22 protein-coding genes and 1 riboswitch are annotated in these 25,037 nt (G+C 37.3%); of the genes, 2 read left to right on the top strand and 20 right to left on the bottom strand.

Annotated features, from left to right (window positions below; genetic code table 11):
* Positions 1–91: 91 nt before the first annotated feature.
* Positions 92–328 (bottom strand): HPr family phosphocarrier protein, encoded by a 237-nt coding sequence (locus G613_RS0109225; protein ID WP_029674761.1) that lies wholly within the window; start codon positions 326–328, stop codon positions 92–94.
* A 516-nt stretch (positions 329–844) separates the two neighbouring features.
* On the opposite strand from G613_RS0109225, the gene asnA reads away from it, so the two are divergent.
* Both asnA and hflX read left to right on the top strand, forming a co-directional pair.
* Positions 845–1,855, top strand: a complete 1,011-nt coding sequence (asnA, locus tag G613_RS0109230) for an aspartate--ammonia ligase (protein WP_029232389.1) — start codon at positions 845–847, stop codon at positions 1,853–1,855.
* A gap of 311 nt (positions 1,856–2,166) precedes the next feature.
* On the top strand, positions 2,167–3,498 hold the full coding sequence (gene hflX, locus G613_RS0109235; RefSeq protein WP_029232390.1) for a GTPase HflX: 1,332 nt from the start codon (positions 2,167–2,169) through the stop codon (positions 3,496–3,498).
* Between the two features lie 146 nt (positions 3,499–3,644).
* Here hflX and G613_RS0109240 read toward each other — a convergent pair whose 3' ends face one another.
* The 19 genes from G613_RS0109240 to G613_RS0109330 all read right to left on the bottom strand — a co-directional run bounded on the left by G613_RS0109240 (position 3,645) and on the right by G613_RS0109330 (position 25,034).
* Entirely contained in the window at positions 3,645–4,361 is a 717-nt protein-coding gene (locus G613_RS0109240) for an energy-coupled thiamine transporter ThiT (protein WP_029232391.1), read from the bottom strand.
* Between the two features lie 50 nt (positions 4,362–4,411).
* A riboswitch (TPP riboswitch) is annotated at positions 4,412–4,513 on the bottom strand.
* Positions 4,514–5,000: 487 nt separating this feature from the next.
* Positions 5,001–6,107, bottom strand: a complete 1,107-nt coding sequence (locus G613_RS18620; RefSeq protein ID WP_029232392.1) for a glycosyltransferase family 32 protein — start codon at positions 6,105–6,107, stop codon at positions 5,001–5,003.
* The gene (locus G613_RS18625) at positions 6,104–7,270 is read right to left on the bottom strand and encodes a glycosyltransferase family 2 protein (RefSeq protein WP_029232393.1); all 1,167 of its coding nucleotides are present in this window, start codon (positions 7,268–7,270) and stop codon (positions 6,104–6,106) included. The genes G613_RS18620 and G613_RS18625 overlap by 4 nt, the downstream gene beginning before the upstream one ends.
* Positions 7,271–7,275: 5 nt before the next feature.
* Positions 7,276–8,448 carry a radical SAM protein gene (locus G613_RS0109255; RefSeq protein WP_029674766.1) on the bottom strand — a complete coding sequence of 391 codons (1,173 nt, stop codon included), beginning with the start codon at positions 8,446–8,448 and terminating at the stop codon, positions 7,276–7,278.
* 10 nt (positions 8,449–8,458) lie between these two features.
* Positions 8,459–9,652: a methyltransferase domain-containing protein gene (locus tag G613_RS0109260; RefSeq protein ID WP_196805051.1), complete on the bottom strand. Its 1,194-nt coding sequence runs from the start codon at positions 9,650–9,652 to the stop codon at positions 8,459–8,461.
* 41 nt (positions 9,653–9,693) lie between these two features.
* Positions 9,694–10,782 (bottom strand): glycosyltransferase family 32 protein, encoded by a 1,089-nt coding sequence (locus tag G613_RS18630; RefSeq protein ID WP_051151056.1) that lies wholly within the window; start codon positions 10,780–10,782, stop codon positions 9,694–9,696.
* Between the two features lie 40 nt (positions 10,783–10,822).
* Positions 10,823–11,944 (bottom strand): glycosyltransferase family 2 protein, encoded by a 1,122-nt coding sequence (locus tag G613_RS0109270; protein WP_029232397.1) that lies wholly within the window; start codon positions 11,942–11,944, stop codon positions 10,823–10,825.
* A 33-nt stretch (positions 11,945–11,977) separates the two neighbouring features.
* Positions 11,978–13,231 carry a polysaccharide deacetylase family protein gene (locus tag G613_RS0109275; RefSeq protein WP_029232398.1) on the bottom strand — a complete coding sequence of 418 codons (1,254 nt, stop codon included), beginning with the start codon at positions 13,229–13,231 and terminating at the stop codon, positions 11,978–11,980.
* A gap of 9 nt (positions 13,232–13,240) precedes the next feature.
* A complete protein-coding gene (locus G613_RS18635) occupies positions 13,241–14,215 on the bottom strand; it encodes a methyltransferase domain-containing protein (protein ID WP_029232399.1) in 975 nt (324 codons plus the stop codon).
* 4 nt (positions 14,216–14,219) lie between these two features.
* Positions 14,220–15,770, bottom strand: a complete 1,551-nt coding sequence (locus tag G613_RS0109285) for a glycosyltransferase family 4 protein (RefSeq protein WP_029232400.1) — start codon at positions 15,768–15,770, stop codon at positions 14,220–14,222.
* Positions 15,770–16,987 carry a glycosyltransferase family 2 protein gene (locus G613_RS0109290; RefSeq protein ID WP_029232401.1) on the bottom strand — a complete coding sequence of 406 codons (1,218 nt, stop codon included), beginning with the start codon at positions 16,985–16,987 and terminating at the stop codon, positions 15,770–15,772. Before G613_RS0109290 ends, G613_RS0109285 begins: the two co-directional genes overlap by 1 nt.
* A gap of 47 nt (positions 16,988–17,034) precedes the next feature.
* On the bottom strand, positions 17,035–18,144 hold the full coding sequence (locus tag G613_RS0109295) for a TDP-N-acetylfucosamine:lipid II N-acetylfucosaminyltransferase (RefSeq protein ID WP_029232402.1): 1,110 nt from the start codon (positions 18,142–18,144) through the stop codon (positions 17,035–17,037).
* Positions 18,134–19,228, bottom strand: a complete 1,095-nt coding sequence (locus G613_RS0109300) for a hypothetical protein (protein WP_029232403.1) — start codon at positions 19,226–19,228, stop codon at positions 18,134–18,136. Before G613_RS0109300 ends, G613_RS0109295 begins: the two co-directional genes overlap by 11 nt.
* A 16-nt stretch (positions 19,229–19,244) precedes the next feature.
* Positions 19,245–20,351, bottom strand: a complete 1,107-nt coding sequence (locus G613_RS0109305) for a DegT/DnrJ/EryC1/StrS family aminotransferase (RefSeq protein ID WP_029232404.1) — start codon at positions 20,349–20,351, stop codon at positions 19,245–19,247.
* 28 nt (positions 20,352–20,379) lie between these two features.
* Positions 20,380–21,111 carry a WbqC family protein gene (locus G613_RS0109310; protein WP_029232405.1) on the bottom strand — a complete coding sequence of 244 codons (732 nt, stop codon included), beginning with the start codon at positions 21,109–21,111 and terminating at the stop codon, positions 20,380–20,382.
* Between the two features lie 12 nt (positions 21,112–21,123).
* Positions 21,124–21,756 (bottom strand): class I SAM-dependent methyltransferase, encoded by a 633-nt coding sequence (locus G613_RS0109315; protein ID WP_029232406.1) that lies wholly within the window; start codon positions 21,754–21,756, stop codon positions 21,124–21,126.
* A gap of 7 nt (positions 21,757–21,763) precedes the next feature.
* Complete coding sequence (locus G613_RS0109320; protein WP_051151057.1) at positions 21,764–22,702, bottom strand: hypothetical protein; 939 nt, start codon at positions 22,700–22,702, stop codon at positions 21,764–21,766.
* 21 nt (positions 22,703–22,723) lie between these two features.
* Complete coding sequence (locus G613_RS0109325) at positions 22,724–23,392, bottom strand: acetyltransferase (protein WP_029232408.1); 669 nt, start codon at positions 23,390–23,392, stop codon at positions 22,724–22,726.
* Positions 23,393–23,549: 157 nt separating this feature from the next.
* Complete coding sequence (locus G613_RS0109330; protein ID WP_029232409.1) at positions 23,550–25,034, bottom strand: hypothetical protein; 1,485 nt, start codon at positions 25,032–25,034, stop codon at positions 23,550–23,552.
* Positions 25,035–25,037: the final 3 nt, after the last annotated feature.

The following is a 25,037-nucleotide window of genomic DNA, read 5'->3' on the forward strand; positions in this document are numbered from 1 at the left end:
TCATGAATATGGACATATCCGCATTGCCCTGCCGGTATTATGGCATAAAAAAACCTCCACAGATTAACTGTGGAGGCCATTCGCCTTTATCTTATGCTACTGCAAGACCGTTAAGGAACTGCTCAAACTGCTGGTTCACACCCTGATACTCAACTGTAAGAGTCTTGGTAAGATCAAGACCAAATACTCCTAAAATTGACTTAGCATCAACAACGTATCTGTTGTAGTATATATCAACATCAAAATCGCACTTAGTTGCTTCTTTTACAAAATCTTCAACCTGAGCAGGCTGTAACATAATATGCTTCTTAATAACATTTCCTAACATAAAAAACCTCCTTGGGACAAGTAATAATCCCGAAAACCACTCCATCCATCCGTGGAATAAAAACGTAATTCTGTTACGTACTATGATGAGTAATATACATAACTAAATCGTTTATGTAAATAGTTTTTTGTGACGAAACTGTGACGAAAATTCGAATTTTATGTAACCGCTTCCAAAGTCGCATGGATAGGGGCTTTGCGGTCATGGTTTTTTACTCTTTTCCACACATTTTTGTGCTTTATCATGCTACTATAACGCTATGATAAATAACTACCATGATTTAAAAGCTATTAGTTATCTTAGTTGAGATATTTATAAAAATGCATATATCATCAATGAAACGATGGTGAATTTAACATATAAATATCTTGCAATATAGAAATCATGGTTTTAATATGTAATAAGTAAATTTATGCATTGATTTAATGTGTTAAAGACACTTTATCAGATTAAACATTATTGAGCATAATTTGTAGTAATTTAGATAACACATATTTATTGAATTGGAGAACTAATATGGAGAACCTAAAGATTCCCAAGAACTATGAGTCCTCTCTGGATCTTCACGATACCCAGGTTGGAATCAAGACAGTTAAAGACTTTTTTCAGGGTATGCTGGCTACAAGACTTAATCTTCAGCGTGTAACAGCTCCTTTGTTTGTAACACCTGAGTCCGGTCTTAACGATAACCTTAATGGCGTTGAGCGCCCTGTAGCATTCGATATTCTCAATGAAAATCAGAGACCTGCAGAGGTCGTTCACTCTCTTGCTAAATGGAAGAGATTTGCACTCAAGAAGTATGGTTTCAATGTAGGTGAAGGTCTTTATACTGATATGAATGCTATCAGAAGAGACGAGGTACCTGATAATATCCATTCAATCTTCGTAGATCAGTGGGATTGGGAGAAGGTAATCCGCAAGGAAGACCGTAACATGGACTTCCTCAAGGCTACAGTCCGTGACGTTTACAAGGTCCTTCGCAAGACTGAAAAGTTTATGTCAATTCAGTATGACTATATAGAAGAGATTCTTCCTGATGATATCTTCTTTATCACAACTCAGGAACTTGAGGATATGTTCCCTGAGTACACAGCCAAGGAGCGTGAGTACTACATCGCCAAGGCTAAGGGTGCTGTATGCATCATGCAGATTGGTGACGAACTTGCTTCCGGCGACAAGCACGACGGCAGAGCTCCAGACTATGATGACTGGAAGCTCAATGCTGATATCATTGTTTACTATCCTATTCTTGATATCGCTCTTGAGCTTTCAAGTATGGGTATCAGAGTTGATGAGAAGTCTCTTGCAGAGCAGCTTGAGAAGGCTGGTTGCACAGAGCGAGCTCAGCTCCCATTCCAGAAGGCTATTTTGGATAAGGAACTTCCATACACCATCGGCGGCGGTATCGGCCAATCCAGAATATGTATGTTCTTCCTTAGAAAAGCTCACATCGGTGAGGTTCAGTGCTCTATCTGGCCTGAAGAGATGGTAAGCGAATGTGACAAGAATGGAATTCATTTGCTGTAATTGGTTAATAGGTTAAAATTAGGGGTGTGTCATCCGGTTGCATATTCTGATGCACAAATTTTGCATCAATCATTGTACAGCCGGGGATGCACCCTTTTGTGTTGCGCTGAAAGGCGGAATATATACAACAGGCTGTAGCTCATAAAAGAATACCGCCTTTGAATAAAAAAGGGTTGGTAATAGAAAAGATTGATTCTTTCGGAGGTGAACAACATGATCATTTGGATTTATAAAGGCATGAATGCGTAACTATGCTAATTCCCAGATAAATGATATCTGGAATGATGTTTAATTTAGGAGACTAGAAATTAATGAAAAATGTTATTCATCAAGTAGTAGCAGATACAAAGCAGGTTCGAGCGATATTGGTTGGTCTGAATACCAACAAGACTGACGATGAGTTCGAAAGATCAATGCATGAGTTAAAAGAGCTGACAAAAGCCCTGGACATAGAGGTTGCATGCACTACAATTCAGAATCTTCCAACTCCCGACAGAAGTACCTATGTTGGAAGCGGTAAAGTCGAAGAAATCAAAGGCGCCGTTGAGATGTTTGACGCTGACATTGTGATTTTCAACGACGACATCTCTCCCATGCAGATCAGAAACCTGGAAAAGGTACTTGATACTGAGGTAATTGACCGAACAGGACTTATCCTGCAGATTTTTGCAAAGCGCGCCAAGACCAGAGAATCTCGTCTTCAGGTTGAATATGCTCAGCTTCAGTACATGCTGCCAAGGCTTGTAGGAATGAGAAGTTCCCTTTCCCGTCAGGGCGGCGGAAGCGGCAGACTTTCCAATAAGGGTTCAGGTGAGAAACAGCTTGAGCTTGATAGAAGACGCATCGAGCACAGAATGGCTGAGCTTCGAAGAGAACTGGAAGCTGTAGAAAAAGAAAGAGACACTCAGCGCGGAAAGCGCGTAAACTCTGGAACTCCCAAGGTATCTTTGGTTGGTTATACCAATGCCGGCAAGTCCACTATTATGAACAATCTCCTTCGTCTGTACGGCGGCGAAGCCTCAGAGGACAAGCAGGTTTTGGAAAAGGATATGCTTTTTGCCACTCTCGATACCTCTGTCCGCAAGATTACAGCTCCAGGAAAGAGACCTTTTCTTTTAACTGATACAGTTGGATTTATCAGTGAACTACCACATACGCTGGTTAAGGCTTTCAGATCAACTTTGGAAGAAGCCAAGTATGCAGATATTTTGCTAGAAATAATTGACTTCTCTGATCCTGAGTATAGATTTCACATGGATGTCACCAGAGATACTCTTGCAGAGATTGGTGCCGGTGACATTCCGATTATCTACGTATTCAATAAGTCAGATTTAGTGCAGAATGAACAGCGTGGCAACAATCAGCTCGTAATGGATGTTCCACGCACCATTGATGACAGAGCCTACATCTGTGCCAAGAATCAGGACAGTCTCGATGCTCTGATCGAGCTCATTGAGAAAAAACTTGGAGCAGAGGATACTCTCTATGAAATGCTCCTGCCCTATTCAGAAGGCGGCATTCTCAATATGCTGACAGAGGCTGGCAAGGTGAAGAATACAGAATATCTTGCTGAAGGAGTGAAGATCAGCGTACTGCTAAATCCTGCGGAGTCAAATAAATACGCATCCTTCATTACAGAATAATAAATCATAAGATGCTGTCACAGTAATTCCAAAATTATCTATTCAATAAAAAAGATTTGTTACCTTTACCATATCGGAATTGGTAACAAATCTTTTTTAAATTAAAAGCCTATAATAATCCTCAAATAATTTCTTCAAATACCATCTCACGCCTGCTTGGCAAGTTCGATGTTTGCTCCCTTGGCAACTCCCTTTTCAAGAGCCTCAGCCTTAACCCTGTTAAGTGCAGCTCTTACAGGTGGAACAAGAAGTGCTGCTACGGTGAGCGCAGCCTCAGCTGAAATATAGATTGCGTTGTAAGCCATTGAATATGCAAGTGGAGACATATTCTCAGGTGCATAGTCAGCAAAGAAAATCACGCCGGAAAGAACAGCAAAGAAGTATCTTCCAAGAACTCCAACCAGATATCCCTTGTAAATTCCCCATTTAGTGTTATGGAAGAATCCGGCAAGACCAAGTGCAGTAAACGCCAGAATATAATCGCAGAGCATCTGAGGAATACTGATAATATAAGGATCAGCGATCATCTGAAGAAGTCCATATGCAAAAGCAGCTGAAATACTAACTCTTGGGCCATACAAATATCCAATAAATGTAACAAAGAACATGCTAAATACTGTGAAAGATCCACCCATTGGAAGCTTGAAAAGTTTGATGTTTGATAGAACAAACGCCAAAGCCAGACACAGCGCAGAAACAGTGATCTGCTTAATACTCATCTTGCCCTTACCGTCAGCATTTTTGAAAAAGCTGATTGTGGCAAATGCCAGAATTGCCAACACTACAATGAGAAAATATCCCCCCTTTGTAATGTTGTAGGTTACATATCCATCTTCTACTACCTTTTCTAAAAATAAGCTCATAAAAAATCCTCCCTTGAAGTCTATCCGCATCCAGGGAGGATTCTAAGTTCCTCGTAAAATAATAGCTTCCCTACGTCAGTATTATCCGAATCAGGTAATAAGGGTTAGACGCACATGGCATCAATCTCAGCAAAGCTCCCCTAGCGGTTTTATTAAGTTCTATTACATTAAACACTCATAGATACTATATGTCAAGATGCATTTTGTGTCAGTTTAGACAATACACCCACCTATAGGGATCAAAGACATGCGCTATCCACGCGAAAATGGGCGCACTAAAGAAAGCACAGACAAATGTGCACGGAGTCTAAAGGATAATCCCTATAGGTAAAGTGTTTGAAAGACACCAGTCATGCCAGAATTCTTGTTCAAGGAAGTGCAGCGCATTAGACGCGCTGTCTGCATAACCGGTAGCTCCGAATGGAGCAGAGTTTTTGAAGTTTATGTATCACGCAAAGCCATTGATGTGACCGCCAGGTCCTCATCAGCATTGGCTTTTGTTTACATTCTCAAACGCACCTTTGACAGATTAGCAAAAGGTTTGTTTTCTGTAAATAGGTTTGGGGCAATCTTAAAGAAATCTTAAGAAAGCCTTAAGAAAATCGCAAGAATTTGACTATATATCGCGCATCAGAATTCTTAATGCTGCAAAAGCTCATCATACTTCTTCCTAATGAGCTCATTTTGCCTACGCATCTCCTCTGTGAGCCAGCCGCCGTTAAAGTGGTGAATAGAATAAGTATCTGAAGTCTGCTCAAGTCTTCCTGACATGTAATCATAAGGGTGAAAGAAGTCACTGGTATAGACATTCATACCCAGAATCTTCTGAATCTGCCCATTTAGCTTGTAGCCATGGGCAATCAGAGCTTTGGTATCATAGAAGCCACAAGTTCTTTTGTTAAGCTTTCCATCAGCATCTACAAATACCAAATCTTCCCTATTAGTCAAAAGAGCTTTCATCCCCGCCTGGCCCGGAATACTTCCGCTCATTCCTCCAAGGTTAATAGTCTGCCACTTCTCAACGCCGCAGAAAGCCTCCTGATACAGCAAATCATCTATGGGCCTGATAAGTTCCACATCCGTATCCAGATAAATCCCGCCGTGCTCAAGCAAAATGTCAATGCGGCCATAATCCGGCACAAATCCGTACGCCCCATTGTCATAGGCCTGTCGCATATAAAGATTTTTATTTAGGTCATAGTTACTCTCATCCCATCTGATGATCTCATAGTCAGGGCAGAACTTTTTCCAGCTCTCCATGCACTTTTCAAGGAATGACGGAATAGGCTTTCCTCCAAGCCACATATAATGGATTTTCTTTGGAATAACCGGATGATCAAAATCCTTAACAGCTCCTTTTCCGCCGGTGCCTGCAAAGCTTTCAATGGACATGGAAGGCGCAAGGTAGCACTCCCATTCCTTAGTCCACTCGTAACTTTCAAGCTGTTCCAGCACTTCCATAAATCTGCTGATAGCCAGCACCAGTACATACTCAGAAGGATTAAGGCTCTCAAGATACTTGGCACCAAAAACAGGGACACTTATGCCCTCAATAGGCGCAGCAGTCCCCTGATTATTAACATCATTGTCGATGTAGCAAAATAGTCTCTCTAATTCTCCGTACTGCCTCAGAACATTCGGAACCGTCACAGTCCCAATCACGCCCGCTCCAAAGACAACAATTCTTTTATTAAACTGTCTGATATCGGAAACAAAGTCCTCAAAAGGAACGTTTTTTATCTTCATAAATCCAATCCGTAATACCTAATGATCTTACTGACTCCTCTGCCACGCAAATCTTCCATCACCGATTTGCATATATCCGTTTTCAAAATAGCTATATAGACAAGGTCGTATTCATCCTGACATTCCACAAGCTTATCAACCGGACAAACCTCGAGTCCGCTGGCACTATATCTGTCATATGCAGCATCAACCCATAAAGTGATACTATCCTTGAATCTGCTGTACAGTGCCTTTCCAAAGCCTCCTGCGCCATACAGTGCAATACGCTTACCGGTTCCAAATACCGACTCAACTTCCTCCACAGTTTCCGGCGCCTTCAAAAGCCTTATAAACGCCATATACTCCGCAAACTGCTTCTCCATCACATCCAATATGTTCAATCTGGTAAAAGAACTATATAAATCCTTGTAAAGTGCCTCAATCGCCTCAAGATTGGTTTCTGTCTGCATCATAGAAGAATCCAGCTTTCGATAGTGATATGGGCAGAAATCAACTATCTGCAAACTATTTGCCTGGGGAAGCAACTGGAAAAACATATCTGCATCTTCGCCGATTCTTACTATGTCGGAAACCTGCAGGTCACAAGGCTCAAGAAAAGACCTTTTTATTAACTTGCACCAAATATTCGGAAGCATGCCGAAGCTGAAAAATCCCCCTTTGCTAAGCATTTGCGGAATCACTTCGGAAGTTATTCGGGCTTTATCGTACCTTCCCGGATCAAAACCATCCGTTCTGGTGACACTGTGATCTGCATATTCCTCCACATGACCAAAGCTAATAATCTCCGGAGCATTTGCTATATCCAAATCATTCGACCAATCACCTTTAGTCTCGCAATCTCTCCAGCTTACATACTTTGCAAGCTCAGAATACATATTCTGATCAATGTAATCATCCGCATCAACAAAAGAAATATACTCCCCTGATGCAGAACTAATCCCAACCTTACGGGAACGGACAAGTCCTTTGTTTTCCTGATTGATTACCTTAATCCGCTCATCACCCAATGCATACTTTTCACATATAGCCAAACTTCCATCAGTTGAACCATCATTAACCAGAATAATCTCCAAATCCTTATAATCCTGATTAACTATAGATTCCAGGCACTCTTCAAGATATGTACTTGCGTTATATATAGGGACTATAACTGTAATCAGCATATTTTTTACCCCATCGTAAACGTGTCACAGTACTTACAATTGCCGCAGAACTTTCTCCCCTTGTACAAAGCTTCCCTGACCTTTGTAAACTTAGTTCCATACCAGACGTCCGTAATAGATTCCTTGGTTAAATCTCCCAATGTCCACTTACCAAGGGCATCATTGCAACAAAGAGATACCTGACCTGTTGGCCTTATTATCATCTGCTTGAATGGTAAAAGACATCTATCATCCGGATATTCCCTTAAATCCTTTCTGTTAGGCGCATCACCGCCACGGGATGTAAGTATCTCCTGGGGTTTTCTAAGTACGATAGTCACTTTCTTATTAAGTTCAAGTTCAGGATGAGTCTCACAATATTCAACAATCTCTTTTACCGGTGTTATCAGCTGAAGCTCCTGATTGTAATTATCGATTATCAATTCATCCAGCACTTCAACCAAAGTCTTGAATTTATCCAAAGTAAAAAGCGTCCCATTGGTATACATGTGAATTCTGGCCTTTGGCAAATGCTCCCTGACATACCTGTTAAAATCAATTATTCTATCATCAAGTAGCGGCTCATTATTCGAAAAAGTAGTAATCCTGCCTGAATACTGCAGTTCCTCCAATTGCCTAATAATATCCTTGAACAATTCTTCAGACATAACTGCTTTTTCTCGTGGATCCGAATTCCTATTAACAGGGCAAAAACTACATATACCATTACATCTGTTGATAGTCTCTATCTCCACATGATTAAACAAAGGCAGATTCTTGTATAGCCTTTCTACCGCCTTATTAACTTCTTCTCTGGAAAACTCGAGTTTCTGAGAATCAGACCACTCTTCTTCAGACTTTGCCTCTTTCTGTTGCAAATATGGATTTACAATAAGCTCATCAGTCTCATACATCCCATGAACAGGGCTTAGGTAAAAAGAATAATCTTTTACCCCAAGTTCCTCCAGCTGCGCAGCCATGCTCTCAGCATAAAGGCTAGCAATAATAACTGTATAATTACCATCTTTACACAGTTCTGCTGCCTTTGCCGGAGAAACAATCTCTTTTCCATGATATGTAGTGCCGATTTTCTTACTGTCATTATCAATAAAAAAATCCACATTGTCAGAACCATATTGAATTAAAGCATTTTCGCCATAGAAGCCGGCACCAAAAATCAGATATTTAGAAGTAGCCATATACTTCCTTTCACATAGAACCGTTGAGCCTTAGCTCCGCATCCTTTTCCAGCAACAGTTCAGATAGTAGAGCCAATTCAGCTTTTTCCTTGCTATATTCCTTGATATTCTCTTCAATATCGCACGTCTTAATTATGTCTACTGTTATATATTTGTTACCCGCATTTATATCATCTGCCGGACTAGTCACTACAGTCTTGGCAAAAGATCTTATCTCATCTGATACATTTATGGCATTTTCTTTATTCCAAATTACTAGATCATCATTCTCGTAATCAATGTTCCATCTATGAAGTCCAATCCAGCCCTCGTATACAGCTTCAGACTGACGATGTCTCATATGGAGAACAGCGCCGACTTTCAACACTTTCAGGCACTTGCAAATAGCTCTAAAAGGATCTATGCAATGATCCAATGCGTTATTAATAATAATACAATCCGCATAATTATCAGGAAGAAAACAATCCAAAAACTCAAATAAACCATAGCGGCACTTATCAATACTAACATTTTCTTTCGCTGAAAAAACCTTATTAAGCTTATTGTAATAAGCAGCCAGCGGGTCCATCGAAATGAGCTTTATTTCACCATTTTTTGCAAGCTTACCGTACATAGAAGTCAGTCCACAGCCCAGATCTACAACAATATCCCCTTTTGACAATCTATCTTCAATATCTACTGTGTTTTTATACATTCCGGAAAAACTCTCATTTTTGATTCTGGAAACATACTCATCATGGGCTGGCCCATGGTTATAGCAGACCCCTTTCCAATAATCAATTTCCGAATCTATATTACCGACCCAGTTTCTTAAGCTCTCATCAAAATCAATCTCCCATCTGTATATTCTTTTCTCCCTATAGAAGTCAGTACATTCCATGCATAAACAGTTTTTTATTTCCGTATATCTTAGTAAATTCTTAATGCACTCCTGTCCTCGATTATTTATCTGCTGAATGAAAGCTAAAATATCGGTCTCATCCTTTAAACTCTCTACCCCGATGATAATCGTACATTCCCCGCATTCTAATTCCGCAAAACAATCCGGTGTAACTGTAGGGATGTCATTATATAGCTTCCCGTTTTTATCCTCATCAATATCGATAAAACAAGCCACATGATATCCAAGGTCTGTCAATATGTTAGCTATGCCTTTACCGCTGTAACCGCACCCCCAAATTACATAGCTATTATTCTTGTTCAAGGTATTTTCCAGCAATTTCTCATTTTTCATCATATTTACCTTTAAGTAAAAATCTCTCTAGCTGACATCATGTTTTGCTGCTTTTTCTTGTTTTCTTCCCTTGAAGCCCATCCTCCTGCACAGTGATGGATTCCATAGGATGTTTGTTCTACACTCACTTCTCCGGTAAACCAATTTCTTGGAGAAAACGAATCCCTTGGCAAAAGAACTACTCCTTCCCTGTTCTGATACTTGCCATTGATTTCAAAGCCCATTCTCTCCATGATTTTTCCAATATAGAGAGGCTGAACATCCTTAAGTGTAAGCTTTTGCCCAGGATCAAATACTCTGTCCTCGTAACCTTTCAAAAACTTGGCTACAACTGCAAACCCCTTCTCTGCTCCGAACGCTGCCAATTCCACATCTCTAATAGGTCCAAAGCCAGCCACGAATGAAGCTCCAAGCAAAGGATCAATACTCTTAACAAGCTCAAGGTCCAAATCGAAATAAAAGCCTCCGTACTCATGTACCATGTCAAGTCTTGCATAGTCCGTGACATATGCCCATTTTCTCGCCTTAAATGCTTCATACATATACGGATTCTTAGTCACGTCATAATTAGTTGTATTCCACTCTTTTATCTCATAGTCAGGACAATACTTTCTCCAACTCTCCATGCACCTCTTGGAAAGATCATCCTTTTCATCACCACTAAACCAGAAGCAGTGTATGATTTTGGGAATATTCTGAGTTGAAGGAATATCCATATGTTCACAGGTGTCATCAACATTACTCATAAGCATAGTTGAAAGGCAAAAACATGGAACATTCTCAAGCTCTTTCTTATCCTCAAGCTGCCTATACATTTCATAAGCATAGGCATCTGACGCAAGTAAAATTGCTATGTTTTCTAAATTATCATTAAGCAAATAATCAGGAGAATGAATGTCTTTCATGCTCTGACCAAGCTGGTACTTTGTGCCATTTTTATTTGGATCATTATCAATGATATAGCTTACTTTTTCTTCTAATCCAAGCTCTTTATAATTATCCGAAATAACTTGCATCAAAATTGAAGCTCCAAAAGCAACAATCTTCCTATTACCTAAAGCCGCAGAAAAGTCTCTAACTCCGCATTTTTTTATAATCATTGCGTCACCACTCTTTGCCTTATTAGTTCAAAAATTATTTTTAAACATTAAGCCCTGTTTGGCTTATAAAGCTAATGTATTCTTCATCTTCTCTATCAAATTGTGTAAGAATATTATCCCTAAAAGTGTGAAATTTTAAGAAATCTTTCTTTTCTTCTAAACCATATACCCTCAATTGCTCTGCTACTTCATCATCATAATTCTCAGTAGAGACAATCACATAAGTAGCCCTATCTTTATCAAAAGGCATTATCGAAATCCCATCAAATTCCCGCTTGCTCTTATCTGAATCAAAAATATAGTCTACGCTAATATTGCATTTTCTAAGTATATTTAGATAATATGACGCCCACGCACCTGCCCCCCAGAGCTGCACAGGACCAATAATCCCTTCATTTTCAAATAATTTCTGAAATGCTATGATACACTTTTCATCAACAAGCATTTTTCTGAAAAAGAAACTCCGCGCTTTGTCTACCGTTTGCACGACCATATCATCCATGTACGGATCTTTTGAAAGAGTCATATACTTGTTTGAAATGTTATATTCATCTATTTTGCACTGAATTGTCGAACTCAATCCCCCGACACTAAAAACACTTACAATCTCATCTACCCATTCAATAGGATATCCATTTAGCATTGCACGACATATCCATTCAAAATCTGCCGACACTCTATAACTTTCATCAAAGCCGCCAATTGTATCATATAGTGCTTTGGGCACAAAAGTTGCCTGATGAGGATAAAAAATACCATAATACTTTGATTTAAAAACAGTATGTGTATTATCAGGAGATAGCTTTTCACCTTGATAAAGCCTTCCAATCAAAATAGTATTCTCATCCACATAGTGCTTCACCATCCTTGAAAGAGCTGTATTATCAACAAGATAATCATCCCCATTAAGAAACAGGACCAAATCACCAGTGACGTGTCTTAGTCCCTTATTCATAGCTTCATACATTCCACTATCCGGTTCAGATACATAGTATGCGAGCTTATCTCTATATTTATCTATAATTTGCGCCGTGCCATCCGTAGACGCCCCATCAATAACTATATACTCATAGGCACAATCTTCCTGAGAAAGAACCGATTTTATGGTTCTTTCTATTGTTGATGCACAGTTATATGTTACAGTTATTATGGAATGCTTCATCTTAACCTCAATAGCAGATCATTTTGAGACTTTTTAATTTAAACTCAAAAAGCGCTTAAAATCCCTGGCCGACTCAATATTTTGTACACATATCCGTCCAAAGTTATATTCATCCATTTTAGGATCATAGTACTTCCTTGTAACCGCTGCGATTATCTCATACCCTGCTTCTCTAGCGACGCTTATAGTTTTTTCATCATAATCTTCTATTCCCCCAAATGGAAAAGAGAAGGTAGTTATTACATGCCCAATATAGTTCTCTATTACATGTTTTGACTCCTCAATTTCCCATCGCTGCATTTCTTCAGGCTCAGCTGAAAGTCTGCTATGAGAAACTGTGTGTCCACCTATCGTAATTACAGCTGCTTTATCCAACATTTTCAGCTCATTCGCTGAAATGGATTTGTTATCCATTCTTCCTGCCCCATCATCAAGAGTTATTTCACGCAATATGCTTAGTTGTTCATCCCGTTCTTCTGGTAGCATCCGAAGCAAATTTTCCCTGATTTTATAGCACGCGCCAACTTTTAATCCCATATCGGTTAAAGCATATTCATCCCCCATAAACAAAATATTATCCGGACATTTTTCATTACTACATATTATTCTTTCTATCTCATCCCACCAAAATTCTTTATCACTTCCAATATTTCCTGTGCTCACATAAATCACTGCCGGAATATTATACTTTTCTAAAATAGGTAAAGCATTCTCATAATTATCTTTATATCCATCATCAAAAGAAATAATTATTCTATCCTTATCAGTACATACAATAATATCGTCTATTGGCACAACCTCAAAATGCTCCTTAAGTATCTTCATCTGTAGCTCAAAGCTTTGTGGTGAACATGCGATCCCCCAAATATCTTTTTCTAGCTTCTGTATCCTATGGTATAAAAGAGTTCTGGTTCTGCCTTTTTGGTGAAAAACCTTATCATAACTATTCATCTGGTCCATTTGAGCTATGACATTTTCATCAACAATCAAATAATCCTTAGCTTCAATTTCCTTTAAATGGTTCACAAAAATATCGACCAGAGTCTGATTAACACATATTATTATTCCCGCACCACTTTTAATATTTTCCGCGGCCTCGGAAATCTCGTAAATAGGCAATTCCAGACATTCTCTTTGCCCATTTTCAATCTTAGAAACGACAAAACCATCAATGGGACACCCATTTTCAGAAAGAAATACACGAGCTATCTTACCGAATCTTCCCGCTCCATAACAATAGACTACATCATGCCCCTTTACATACTCAATTACATCATTGGAAAGCATCAAGTAATTTCACCTCTTCTTGGCAACAACACCTATACATATTGCAAATCCGGAATCAACTCTATTTAATACGTTAATATCAGGTAAATCTTCAATGGCACAGCCCTGAACAAACGCTGTAGCCGCTACCACATTGCCGTAAGGGATTACTTCGATATTCCCTTCAAAGTTCTCTTGAAATAACCTCTCAACGGCTTTATAAGTAAACCTCCAATAGTCCCCATAATCATCCATATCCATCCAGCTTACCTGGCTTATGTTTCCTGCAACCGTCGCAAGCATTACCCCACCAGGCTTAAGTAACTGCCAGCTGCCTTTTATTGCTTGTTTAACATCATAAATAAAATTAAAAACCTGAGTACATATGAAAACATCATATTTCTCAAAAGGTAATGTTTTTGAATCAGTTAAATTCATTCCTTTATCATACTCGAGTATATCTCTTTGACAGTCTTCACCCCCAAAGAACCTACTTAAATATTTGTCTTCACCTACTTCAATAGCACTTTTCACATTTTTAATTCTCGATGCATTATCCGAAAGAAAACTTTCAATGTAATATCTATCTATAGGAAGGCCTCTGTCAAATCCAAATTCAACACTAACTGGCTCTGTAGACTGCAAAAACGAATTGCTCGAAACAGGATGCGCTTTCCTAGTTAATAGCTGGTAATCACTGTTTTCAACGTAATAGTAGTCCATTCCTTGCGTTTCCAATGTAGACTCTATTTCAGTTCTAAAGCACTCGCTAACAGCAACAAGCAAGATTCTCTTCTGCGCCTTATCCTTTGAAATCCACTCCAAAAATGGATATATTTTAATGCCAGATACTTTATCAGGACCCCCTTGTGCATTATCAGATACCACAAAACAATCGACTGTTTTCCCTAGTGTCATCAGTAAATCGCATAATTTTCGTCCATAATTACCTGCACCGTATATTATAAAATTCTGATTATTATCTAATATCTCATTAAAGCTCAATTATTTACCACTCCCTCGGCCCTAAAATAAAGTAATCCGTTCCATATTGCTTCCCTCTACCCTTAAATAGATCAACCACATCTGCTTGGCCATTATAAAGAGATAATATAGCTGCTCCTTCCACATCGCGCCAATACTCTTCGGGTGATATTATTTGGTAATTCTCAAACATTCCTTTTTTATTACTATCAATAACAGCCTTAAGTCTAACTTCAGGCAAAAAAACAGAAATTATCTCCAGGACCTTTTTCGCATTATTACCAGCGCCCCATAAATAAAAATGCTTTCCTTTTCCTAAAGAATCTAGAATTGCCTTTTTCCAGTAGCGCAAATACCATAGTTTCAGTCTAATCAATTCCTTATCAGAAAAAGTCGTTTCTTTCTTCTTATAGCAATTAATTAGTTCAAAAAACTCTTTTCGAAAATCAGTTATTAAATATCGCCTATCACAGCATAAACTCTCTTTCGTTGCTTTGTTATATAGTGCAAATAGTCCTTCATAAACCTTTTCTTTTGAATGGATTACTTTTGCAGTCTCGACTGCTTCCAACGCTATTTTGCCAACTTTTCCGTTTATTACATATTCCTTAGCTTTAATAAGTGCCTTTGCAAAGTCCTCTTTCTCATATCCATCTGTCAATAACCCATTTTTACCATCAACAACAACTTCGGGAATGCCCGCAACTGGTGTAGAAACAACCAACAATCCATGAGATAGCGCTTCTGAAATAACATTGGGATAAGATTCTCTGATGCTTCCACATATTAGTACATCTGAGTTCTTATATACGTTATCAATATCAGAAACAAAGCCATGAAAAATAACTCTGCTCTCCATATCATTATCAATTACGTATGTTTTACATTCTTTAGCATAATCACTCAGATTATTACCGTATAGCTCCAAAATACCACCGAACCCTGAATCCACAGCTTCTCTAAATCCCTTTATAACATTTAGCTGATTCTTTCCCTTGTATATATCGCCAACCATAATACATCGAATGTTATTTGGATTTATTCTTCGCCCAGCATATTCGCAATGTTTTACTGCTGTTCTTATACATACGAAGTCAACATTAATTTTTTGTTTCCATTTATCCCCCCAATAATTCGAATCACATGTCATGTATTTTGGAAAAATATCTGAATAATGCACTTTAAAAAAATCATCAAGAAATGGATAGATATTCATAATATGTGGAAGATTAAGCTCGCGACTAATTAGTTCCACCAACGGATTAAGTTGAACTGAATGAAGAATATCAGCATTAAGTCCCTTTATTATTTCATAATCCATTTCATAGTTTTCATCGATGCACATCACATCTATATCTTCAGGATTATTGGTCACCTGATAAGTCATTCGGTTAGGTATAATTCTGTATTCATCCAACTTTTCTTTAGTTTGTTGTCCCAATCCGTCTCCATGATAATCAGAAAAAAATACAACAACACTATGGCCTGCATCTCTCATGATGCATGCCTGCTGTATAAGGGTATTTACTGCCCCTCCATAATATTTTCCGTAATCAAGAAAATAAATTATTCTCACTAAGCCATACTCTCAAAGAATTCATCAATTGATATTAGTTTTTTCGATGTTTTTTCATCAACCATCCTAGCTATTCGCTTCATGTCATATCCAGGAACAACAATAATGCAATCAGCATTTTCCGGAATATTGTCCGGATGAACACATCGCATTCCTTTTATTTCATCACTTTTAGGATGTGATTCAATGATAGCCAATACTTCTACAATATTCTCCAACAAATTTAATAATTTGTTACCTATAGCTCCCATTCCCCAAATGCAAGCTTTACTTATCCGATGAGTCTCAAACCATTTCTTATAGTCATAGTGTTGTTGCTCTAAATCGAGCCATTTTAACAGCACATTTTTATAGTACAATTCTCTAATAGAAGGCTCTGTCCATGGATAATAATCAGCAAACACATTTTGGTAATCCGCAATTATTTCCACTTCATCTGGCAATACTATTTCTTTCTTATTCTCATCAACATATATAAAATCCGGTTTTTCACCGCCACTATGAATACCTGAGCCATCATATCCAATATTGTCAATAAATGATTTATACGGAGCCAAACATAGCCCTTTTTTCTTTATTACAGATAACGCCCAAAAAGAAGCCCATGTATCCACATTTCCCAAAGCATCACCGATTATCATAGGTTCAATATCCTGTCCCCAAATATCCAGCCATTCCTTTAGTTCCGGATTTTTCTTGATATCTCCAATAAGGCGATAGTCTCTGGAAAAATGTTTCCATCTGTCATTCCACGTGGCCCATCCGCATGAGTTTATTCTTCCCATAAAGTAAGCGTCACAGCCATTCGATGGAACCATAACAGGTTCTGATGAAGCTCCTATGCAATAAACCTTGGGGTTATTTTTGTATTTTTCTAACGCCAAAATCATGTATTCCATGAACAACCTATGCGGAACACAATCATCCTCCAGTACAATAACTGCATCGTAGCTTTTAAACGCATGATTAACGCCATCAATTATTGAATTTGCTAACCCCTTATTCTTTGTAGCCGTAATTATCTCATGTTCACACCAATCGATTTGAGTGATGACTTTTGTTACCTCATCCCACTCCGATAGATTCTTGCCATCTTTATAACCATCATGAAACACGAACAGTTTATCCGGCAACTCGCTGTTTTTTCTTAACGCCTCCAAAACAGCATGCGTATGCTTTGGTCTATTGAATGTAAATAATACAGTGGCTATTTTCATAATGACTATTCCCGGCCCTTAAACCAATATCCTTAGTATCGTATTTACTACATGTCCTTTAATACCTTTTTCCACTCCATTACCATATTATCTATAGGGTTGTCTCTTAGCCCTATTTCCATATTTGTCCTTGCTATTTCTTTATCGATATAAGCAAAGTCAACGAAACGCATGTCATCCAATTCACCAATGTCATAACAATAAAATCCATAGTTCTTTGTGAAATGCCTATAATTCAGTCCATCTTTTTCCAAGTAAATTTTTTTCCCCATTTTTAATAATGCAAGAATATTCCCCATTGCTTGTTGCCTTTTCATGGCAAATATTCCAATATCCATTGTTCCCAAAAAATAATGGTATTGTTTAAGGTTGCTCCACTCGGTGACAGGCAAAAATTTATTTCCAAAAATCTTCTTCCCTTTAGCTATAACGTCTTCCTTATATTCTTCGTCTCCGTATACCAAGGGACATATTATTAAAATATCTTGATCATTGAAAGGGCTTAGCAAATCAAAAACTCGCTCATGTTCATTCTCTGAAGAAGCACTGTTTCCAACTATTATTCTTAAAGCAGAGTTTTTTTCTTTACTAATGAATAACGTGTAATCACAACAATAATCTTCAGGATCATATGGCATTGCAGCTACATAATGTTCCTTTTCCGTTCCGAATATTCGTACATATTCCTTATACTCTAATGGTGTCAGAAAGATACAAGCTTTAATCTCTTCCAAACACGACACAAACCTTTTTTTCTTTTCTAATCCATCTGCATCATGAGATATGTTGCTTTCATCATATCTCAACAAATCTCCTCCCCAAAACTGCCAATACATTTTCTTTTTTATACTTTTGGGCAATTCAAACAATCGCTCCTCAAAGCCAAATATGCCTGAAACTATTATCCTATCAGCTTTTTCCAAAACACCCACTATATTGAAATCCCTGACTAAATCTCCAAATCTCGAATAGCTTATAACATCACTGTAGTTAAAGTCCTTCTCGTCCCATAACGAAACATCTTTTGAACAAGAATACTCATGAACTAAAAAAATATTGTCATAATCAGCAAAAAATCTTCTAAAAAAAATAATATATCCTTTCGTGAATTTATCATGTGTGACAATATGAACTACTTTTTTCTTGTCAATTAACATCCTCTATGACTCCATTAGAATCAATCTGCTTAATCAATAGCTTCAGATCATAATCTTTTTCATTAACATAGCCATTATTTTGCATTTCCGCTCTTAGCCTATAAATCCGATTAGGAATAATCATTTTTTTCCATTTTAAGTCCCCATTCTCATCAATTAGTGCAATCTTGTTTCCAACTCTAGCCGGTAAAAAAACGCCTCTATTTGTATATACATAATTTATGTATTTACCTCCTATAGAAAACATCCTCTCGCTGGCACCATATTCAAAATCATCATCATATTCCTGGTATAAATGAATATTTCCATTTTCAATATAGTAAATATCATCTCCAGTCCATGGAAATACCCATATTCTATTGCAGGCCTTTACATCAAGACAAAACTCGTTTTTGCGACCTCCGATGTCATAAAACTTTGTATTATTCTGTAAATCTGTTTCGCAAACTTTTCCTGTATTGGAGAGTAAATAGAAAAAATCATCAAAAACATTTACACATTGAAAATCATTGAAAACAAAACCGCTATCAAGTTCAGAAATAGAATTCGCACTTAGATCCAGTTCCTTAACAACAGAAGTATTGTCAAAGAAAACATATATTTTATTTCCTTTGGTCGCTGCAAATGCGTTTTTCAAAGAAAAGTCCAGCTCAGTCCTATCTACTATCTCAAATGTATTCCGATCAATTGTAATAATTTCACTGGAATTCCTAATTAGTGCTATTAAGTGCCCATTGCACTGTAAAACACAAAGAATATTGGATCGTTCATCATATTGCGACGGCACTATATTGGGTATATTTTTTTTCTTAAGCACATTCTTCCTTAAGTCATATACTAAGAAGTCTGTTCCCCTACTGTCATAGAACACTATATTTCCCTCAACTGTTATTGAGTGTTCAGCCACGATAAAATCATACTGTTCTCCTGAACGTTCAGGAGAAATATACTTGACTGTATAGTTCTCGCAATTAATCTTTATTAAAAAGCCTGTATCTGTAAAACCATATAGCGAATCATCCAACGGAGAATAACCAAAATTTGTAAACGCAAGCTCGTATTTTTTATTTGTTTTCTTTACCATTTATGCTCCTATTGCTTTATTGAATTATAGTATCGATTACTCTGGAAATATCTTCTTGTGACATACCTTCATAAATGGGAAGTACCAATACTTTTTTTACCAATTCTCTAGCGTAATTAAGTTCTACATTTTTATACAAATTTTTAAAACAAGCTTGATCTGCAGTTGCCGGATAAAAATACTTTCTCACATGTATCCCATTTTCTGCTAATTTATTATATAATTCGTCTCTTGATAGTGAATAGTTTTCGTCGATTAGTATCGGAAAATATGCGTAATTTCTCGTTATACTACAATCTTCCATGTCAAATACCTTTATTCCGTTGACTCCCGTCAATGCCCCACAATATTCCTCATGTACCCTTTTTCTGTCTGTTATAGACTCAGATAAATGCTTAAGATTTAGCAACCCCATAATTGCACAAAACTCATTCATTTTAGCATTAGCGCCGACAGAAGCCACCAGTTCCTCACCTCTAATGCCAAAATTCTTCAGATTATACAATTTTTCATATATTTCGTGATTCTTGGAGCAGACCGCGCCCCCTTCGATGGTATTAAATACCTTAGTCGCATGAAAACTAAAAATTGATGCATCGCCAAAATTGGCCACACCCACTCCATTATACTTTTCGCCAAAAGCATGAGCAGCATCATATATTACTTTCAGGCCATATTTATCCGCTATCTGTTGAATTGCCTCAACATTACATATATGGCCATAGACATGAACCGGAAGAATAGCTACCGTTTTAGGCGTTATTAGCTCTTCTATTTTTGTTTCATCAATTGTTCCATCAGATTCTTTGACATCACAGAAGACCGGTTGCAGTCTGTTTCTTACTATTGCATGGGTTGTGGAAATGAATGTAAATGGCGTAGTAATCACTTCAGAACCTTCAGAAAACCCAAAAGACTGAATTGCAAGTTCTAGCGCCATGTGCCCATTAACAGTCAGCGACACTTCTGGAACTTCAAGATATTCTTTTAACTTCTGCTCCAGTTCCTGATGATACTGTCCCATATTGGTGAGCCATCGTGACTCCCACAATGGCTTTATGGCTTCACAGTACTCTTCGTAAGTTGGCATAGAAGATCTAGTTACATAGATATCTTTTTTCATACTATTATTTTATCGCAATAGCGTGTTTTCAACAACTTTTTAAAGATTGCCACATTGAATTACAATTGATAATCTCATAATCATCCAACATTTTTCTTGTTCCAGTTATTCCATTAAATGCCAATACATCAATTATTGAAAGTGCAGGAATGAATTCACCGCCAAATTGCTCATAAGGTGTTAATTTGGATTTTAGAAAGCATAATTGAACACCATTGTCAACAAAAAATTTGCCACTATATAAATCTATCCCGCCGATTGGATTAATATATTCATCCGCACCTAATTTCTTGCATATAGCTAATATTTTATCTTGGCCTTTTAGCCCTTCTTTTTTGGGAATATCAGAAGACAAAACAATTTCTGTTTCAATTCCTAATCCAACGCACATTATTTTAATCTGATCATATAAATAATATGAAAGAATCTTTTTTTCCAAATATAAACTTTTTTCAAGTAATACATGAGTCTCATCATAAAATGGAGCATTTCTATAAGTTTCATGAATAATAGCAGAAAGTCGTCTAGAAAAAAGATCCTTTTGATTTATTTCTATAGCATTTATCAATTTATTTTGACTAACAGCCAAAAGTGGCAGGTTTATGTAAGATTTCTTTTCAGATAATATCCTATTTCTATTAATCCATCCCCGCTTTATATAATTCACATCATCAAAAACGACAAAGCAATCAACATGGTTAATCAACTGCCAATATCCTAAATATGGGAAAAAATACGGCTGCATAACAGCTATTTTCATACTTACTCCTTATTATCTATAAACATAAGTAGTATACTCATACAATCCATAATCATTTCTTATTACGAAATTTCTTGAAATATTCTTTGTCAAAAATGCGCTAAGTTCATTTAAAGGAACGTGAAAAAGATCTTCTCTTTCCCAATCAACATCTTTAGACATCACATTGAAAGCAATTCCTCTTTCGCAGTGATCAAATACCTTAGTAATAACATTCATAAAATATATTTTCATATTCTCATAAGATAATTCTCTTTTCTCGGTAAAAACGCCATTCATTATGATATATCCATATTTTCCCTTTAGATCAGCTTTCAAAATATCACTACAAATAAAATTCACTTCCGGATATTTCTCTGAACACTTCTTCACAAATATTTCAGACACATCCAACCCTGTATAACGAACATTAATTCCATGATTTTGAATATAGTTATACAGATGCCCTAGTCCACAGCCAAAGTCCAAAATATTAGTTTTTTCAATATCTGGAGTACTATCATATCGTATAACATCAAGCATTACCCCATAGCGCTTTTCTGCATCACATTCATTAGGCCAATCTACGCCCAAGTGGTTATCTCCATTCTTTATATAACACTGTTCATAATGATTTATTATTTTGTAGTATTCGTCATTTTTCATTGGTACATCATCCTTCTAATACTGCATATCCAAATCCATCTCTACCAAAATGATTTCCACAATAGAACATATAGTATTTTCCATTTAGCATCTTCACAGATGGATAACAAATCATCTCTGAGTCCCACCCTTTATCAGATGTTGCTATTCCACATTCTTCATCTTTTCTTTCCCACGTATGTAAATCATTAGACACTGCATAACCAATGTTATAGCTTCGTTCTTTATTATCTCTAAAGTCGGTACTATTTCTATAACAAAAGAACATATGATATTCCCCATCCTTATAAAAAACAGAAGGGGACGTCTGGCTTTCAAATTCAAGTTTTGGTTCAATCAAGTCTTTATAATCTCTTTTCCAATATATACCATCTTTAGATTCTGCATGTCTAATTACATATTGTTCTTCTTTCCTTATTCCGTCGTCTATCCATCTTTGGCCAGAATGGTAAAACATGTGTAGTTTATTATCGAATTTTACAACTATCGGATATGATTGAGTAAATGGCTCAAATAAATCATCCCCTAGCACTGGGCCTTTCCATCTTTTCTTAAAGTTTTTCCCATCTGTACTAAATGCTATTCCTATTTCCTCCTTATGCGGAACTCCTACCATTCTCGTCCAGCCACAATAATACATATAGAATTCATCGCCCATCTCAACAACACTTGCTGGCATTGTTCCAAATTCATCAAATTCTCCAATCCCTCCCGGCGAAATTGCCGGTGTATCAGAAACACTGAGAATATTTGAAAAATCATTTTTATCGACATCAATATATGCTCCAAAACTTCTACATAAATCATTCTTATATGCTTCTCGAGTAGCAAAAAATATTCTTATCCTATCATCTAGTTCAAGCGGATATGGGATTTGTGCATAAGCATTCATCCACTCGTTTCTATTCCGTGGATCAAATATAATACCTTTTTTTCTCCATTTCATAATAACCCTCATTGGTGATTATCAGATTTTGCTGATATCAGTACTTTTTTTATCAACTTTAATCGCACCATTAGCTTTGAAGACTTCATAGTCGTTTGTATCTTTAAGAATGGTTGCCCCTGCGCCTATCAGATTAAATGATCCAATTCTTATATTATCTCGTATAGTACTATTCACTCCCAAAAAACTATTATTTCCTATAACTGCTGCTCCTGACACCACTACATGAGACGCAATAAAGCAATTATCTTGTATATACGAATGATGCCCAATATGATTACCACTCCACAGAATCACATTATTCCCAATCTTAGAGAAAGGCTGAATAACATTATTTTCAAAAATGAAGACATTTTCGCCTATCTCGGATCCGTAGTATGTACAATTGGGACTAACATAAGAAATAAAATCATACCCTCGTCTCTTAGCGTCTAGGTATTTTTTTTCTCTTAATCTGTTCATATCGTTATAACTTATTAAAAATAAAAGCTTACATTCACTTGGCAAATATTTCTCTTCTAACTTTTCAAACGCTACAACGGGACACCCATGAAATTCTTCACATTTGATATACTCTGAATCCATGCAAAATGCTATAACTTCATATCTAGCTTCACGGCTAATATAAAAATATGCCACTTCAGATAATTGGCCTGTGCCCCACAAAACAATTTTTAATTTATCGCTCATATATACGTTCCTCCATATATATAATAACAAAAAAAAGTTGATGTGACATGTAAAATGTACTATCAACCCTAATTCAAAAATTACTATTTAAAAAGGGGCCGTCGCCACTTAGCGACAGCCCTTTTTCACAAAATAAATCTTATGTCAATCTAAATAATTACTGTTTTAAAGCAAGAGTAACATCTACAGAAGTATTTGCAGGATCATTAAACACTATTGTGACAACTCTTGCTGCTTCTGTTGATATCAAATATTCAACATATGTAGCAGGAATAGTAATCTCACCGTTGCTATACGTTACACCGCCTTCAGCAAGCCAATCTCTATTTGTAGACTTAACTACAAAGCCTGTTACAGCTGTAGCTGCTGCAGATCCAACTCCTAAATCAACACTTAAAACAGCATTTTCACCATTCTTCAAAATAGCTAAACTACCAGATACACTCGGCCTCTCACTTGGCTCAAGCTGGAACTTTGTTCCGCTTACAAGCTGCTCGCTACCATCTGATGCTGTAATTTCATATGTAGCAATAATATTCAAGCTTGTTGCATCTGCCTTTGACCAGTCAGCACCTTTGTTAAGAGCACCTGTAAGAGTAAAAGCAGTAACTTCACCAAGAGTTGTGAGTTCAAGATTATCACTTAAATTTGCTGCTGTTGTACTAAAACCAATAAATGTTCCTGGCTTAGGTGTGTATGTTGCTTTATCAAGCTTATAGCCAATCTTGGTCTCAGCCTTGTTTGAACCACCATTATCTGCAAAAACTGCATTGCCTACAGCTGCTTTAGCGAAAGTGACATCAGCAAGATCCTTTGTTCTGATTTCCGGTCCGATAGTTGTTGTCTCAGTATACAATCCTGCTGCTAATTTTGTAGGATAATCAGCTTCCGCAATCGTTGTTGTGTTATCATATGTCTTTGCATACGTTGCAGCATCACCAGTTCCTGTTTTTACAAACAACGTAGGCTTAGTTGTTTCTGCATCATACGCTGCCCAATCATATGTCAAAGGCTTCTTTTCATATGTAGGATTATATGACTGAACAGTAGGTGTTGCACTGGTAGACGCAACAGCCATATACATCTTCATCTCGCCATTTTCTGCAGTTCCTGATCCGCCAGAAGTCTTAAGTGTTGCAGAATCAACATCTGAAACGAACTCTATTGCAGTCTTATTCTGAGCAGGAGTATACGCCTGTACCTCTAATTTGATGTTAACATTCTTAGCCTCTGTTGCCTTACTAGCTATACCATAGCCAAGAGAAACAACCTGATCAGTCGAGGTCTCGCCTAAATAAACAGTCCCAGCTGTAATAGCATCATCTAATGTTGTCTGGCTTACAATAGTTGTGTCTTTCTTAAAAGTACCAGGTGTAGTATCCGGAGTAAAATACACTGTTGTAGGTGAATATGTCTTTGCTGTTGCGTTACTAGCAGCTGTAATCAGCGTGTATGTGTATGTAACCGGATACTGACGTGGATTTATCGCAAATTTAAATGTAGTTGGTACCAATACAGTATCAACTGCATACTCCAAAATCTGACCGGTACCAGTACCCTCTGTAGCCATAACTGGTGTAAACTGTGTAGCGAATAATGTTAAAGCTGCTGCAAATCCTATTATCTTCCTTGAAAATTTCATCTG

This window comes from Butyrivibrio sp. VCB2006 (genome assembly GCF_000420945.1).
GTDB lineage: Bacteria > Bacillota > Clostridia > Lachnospirales > Lachnospiraceae > Butyrivibrio.

What these genes read in the sequence shown, in the direction of transcription:
- G613_RS0109240 (WP_029232391.1), bottom strand. Translation starts at nt 4,361, where the DNA reads ATGAGCTTATTTTTAGAAAAGGTAGTAGAAGATGGATATGTAACCTAC.
- G613_RS18625 (WP_029232393.1), bottom strand. Translation starts at nt 7,270, where the DNA reads ATGCTGATTACAGTTATAGTCCCTATATATAACGCAAGTACATATCTT.
- hflX (WP_029232390.1), top strand. Translation starts at nt 2,167, where the DNA reads ATGAAAAATGTTATTCATCAAGTAGTAGCAGATACAAAGCAGGTTCGA.
- G613_RS0109295 (WP_029232402.1), bottom strand. Translation starts at nt 18,144, where the DNA reads ATGTTAATTGACAAGAAAAAAGTAGTTCATATTGTCACACATGATAAA.
- G613_RS0109300 (WP_029232403.1), bottom strand. Translation starts at nt 19,228, where the DNA reads ATGGTAAAGAAAACAAATAAAAAATACGAGCTTGCGTTTACAAATTTT.
- G613_RS0109275 (WP_029232398.1), bottom strand. Translation starts at nt 13,231, where the DNA reads ATGCTTTCCAATGATGTAATTGAGTATGTAAAGGGGCATGATGTAGTC.
- G613_RS0109320 (WP_051151057.1), bottom strand. Translation starts at nt 22,702, where the DNA reads ATGAAATGGAGAAAAAAAGGTATTATATTTGATCCACGGAATAGAAAC.
- G613_RS0109290 (WP_029232401.1), bottom strand. Translation starts at nt 16,987, where the DNA reads ATGAAAATAGCCACTGTATTATTTACATTCAATAGACCAAAGCATACG.
- G613_RS0109325 (WP_029232408.1), bottom strand. Translation starts at nt 23,392, where the DNA reads ATGAGCGATAAATTAAAAATTGTTTTGTGGGGCACAGGCCAATTATCT.
- G613_RS18620 (WP_029232392.1), bottom strand. Translation starts at nt 6,107, where the DNA reads ATGAAGATAAAAAACGTTCCTTTTGAGGACTTTGTTTCCGATATCAGA.
- G613_RS0109330 (WP_029232409.1), bottom strand. Translation starts at nt 25,034, where the DNA reads ATGAAATTTTCAAGGAAGATAATAGGATTTGCAGCAGCTTTAACATTA.
- G613_RS0109315 (WP_029232406.1), bottom strand. Translation starts at nt 21,756, where the DNA reads ATGAAAAATGACGAATACTACAAAATAATAAATCATTATGAACAGTGT.
- G613_RS18630 (WP_051151056.1), bottom strand. Translation starts at nt 10,782, where the DNA reads ATGATTATAAAAAAATGCGGAGTTAGAGACTTTTCTGCGGCTTTAGGT.
- G613_RS0109255 (WP_029674766.1), bottom strand. Translation starts at nt 8,448, where the DNA reads ATGGCTACTTCTAAATATCTGATTTTTGGTGCCGGCTTCTATGGCGAA.
- asnA (WP_029232389.1), top strand. Translation starts at nt 845, where the DNA reads ATGGAGAACCTAAAGATTCCCAAGAACTATGAGTCCTCTCTGGATCTT.
- G613_RS0109310 (WP_029232405.1), bottom strand. Translation starts at nt 21,111, where the DNA reads ATGAAAATAGCTGTTATGCAGCCGTATTTTTTCCCATATTTAGGATAT.
- G613_RS0109270 (WP_029232397.1), bottom strand. Translation starts at nt 11,944, where the DNA reads ATGAAGCATTCCATAATAACTGTAACATATAACTGTGCATCAACAATA.
- G613_RS0109305 (WP_029232404.1), bottom strand. Translation starts at nt 20,351, where the DNA reads ATGAAAAAAGATATCTATGTAACTAGATCTTCTATGCCAACTTACGAA.
- G613_RS0109225 (WP_029674761.1), bottom strand. Translation starts at nt 328, where the DNA reads ATGTTAGGAAATGTTATTAAGAAGCATATTATGTTACAGCCTGCTCAG.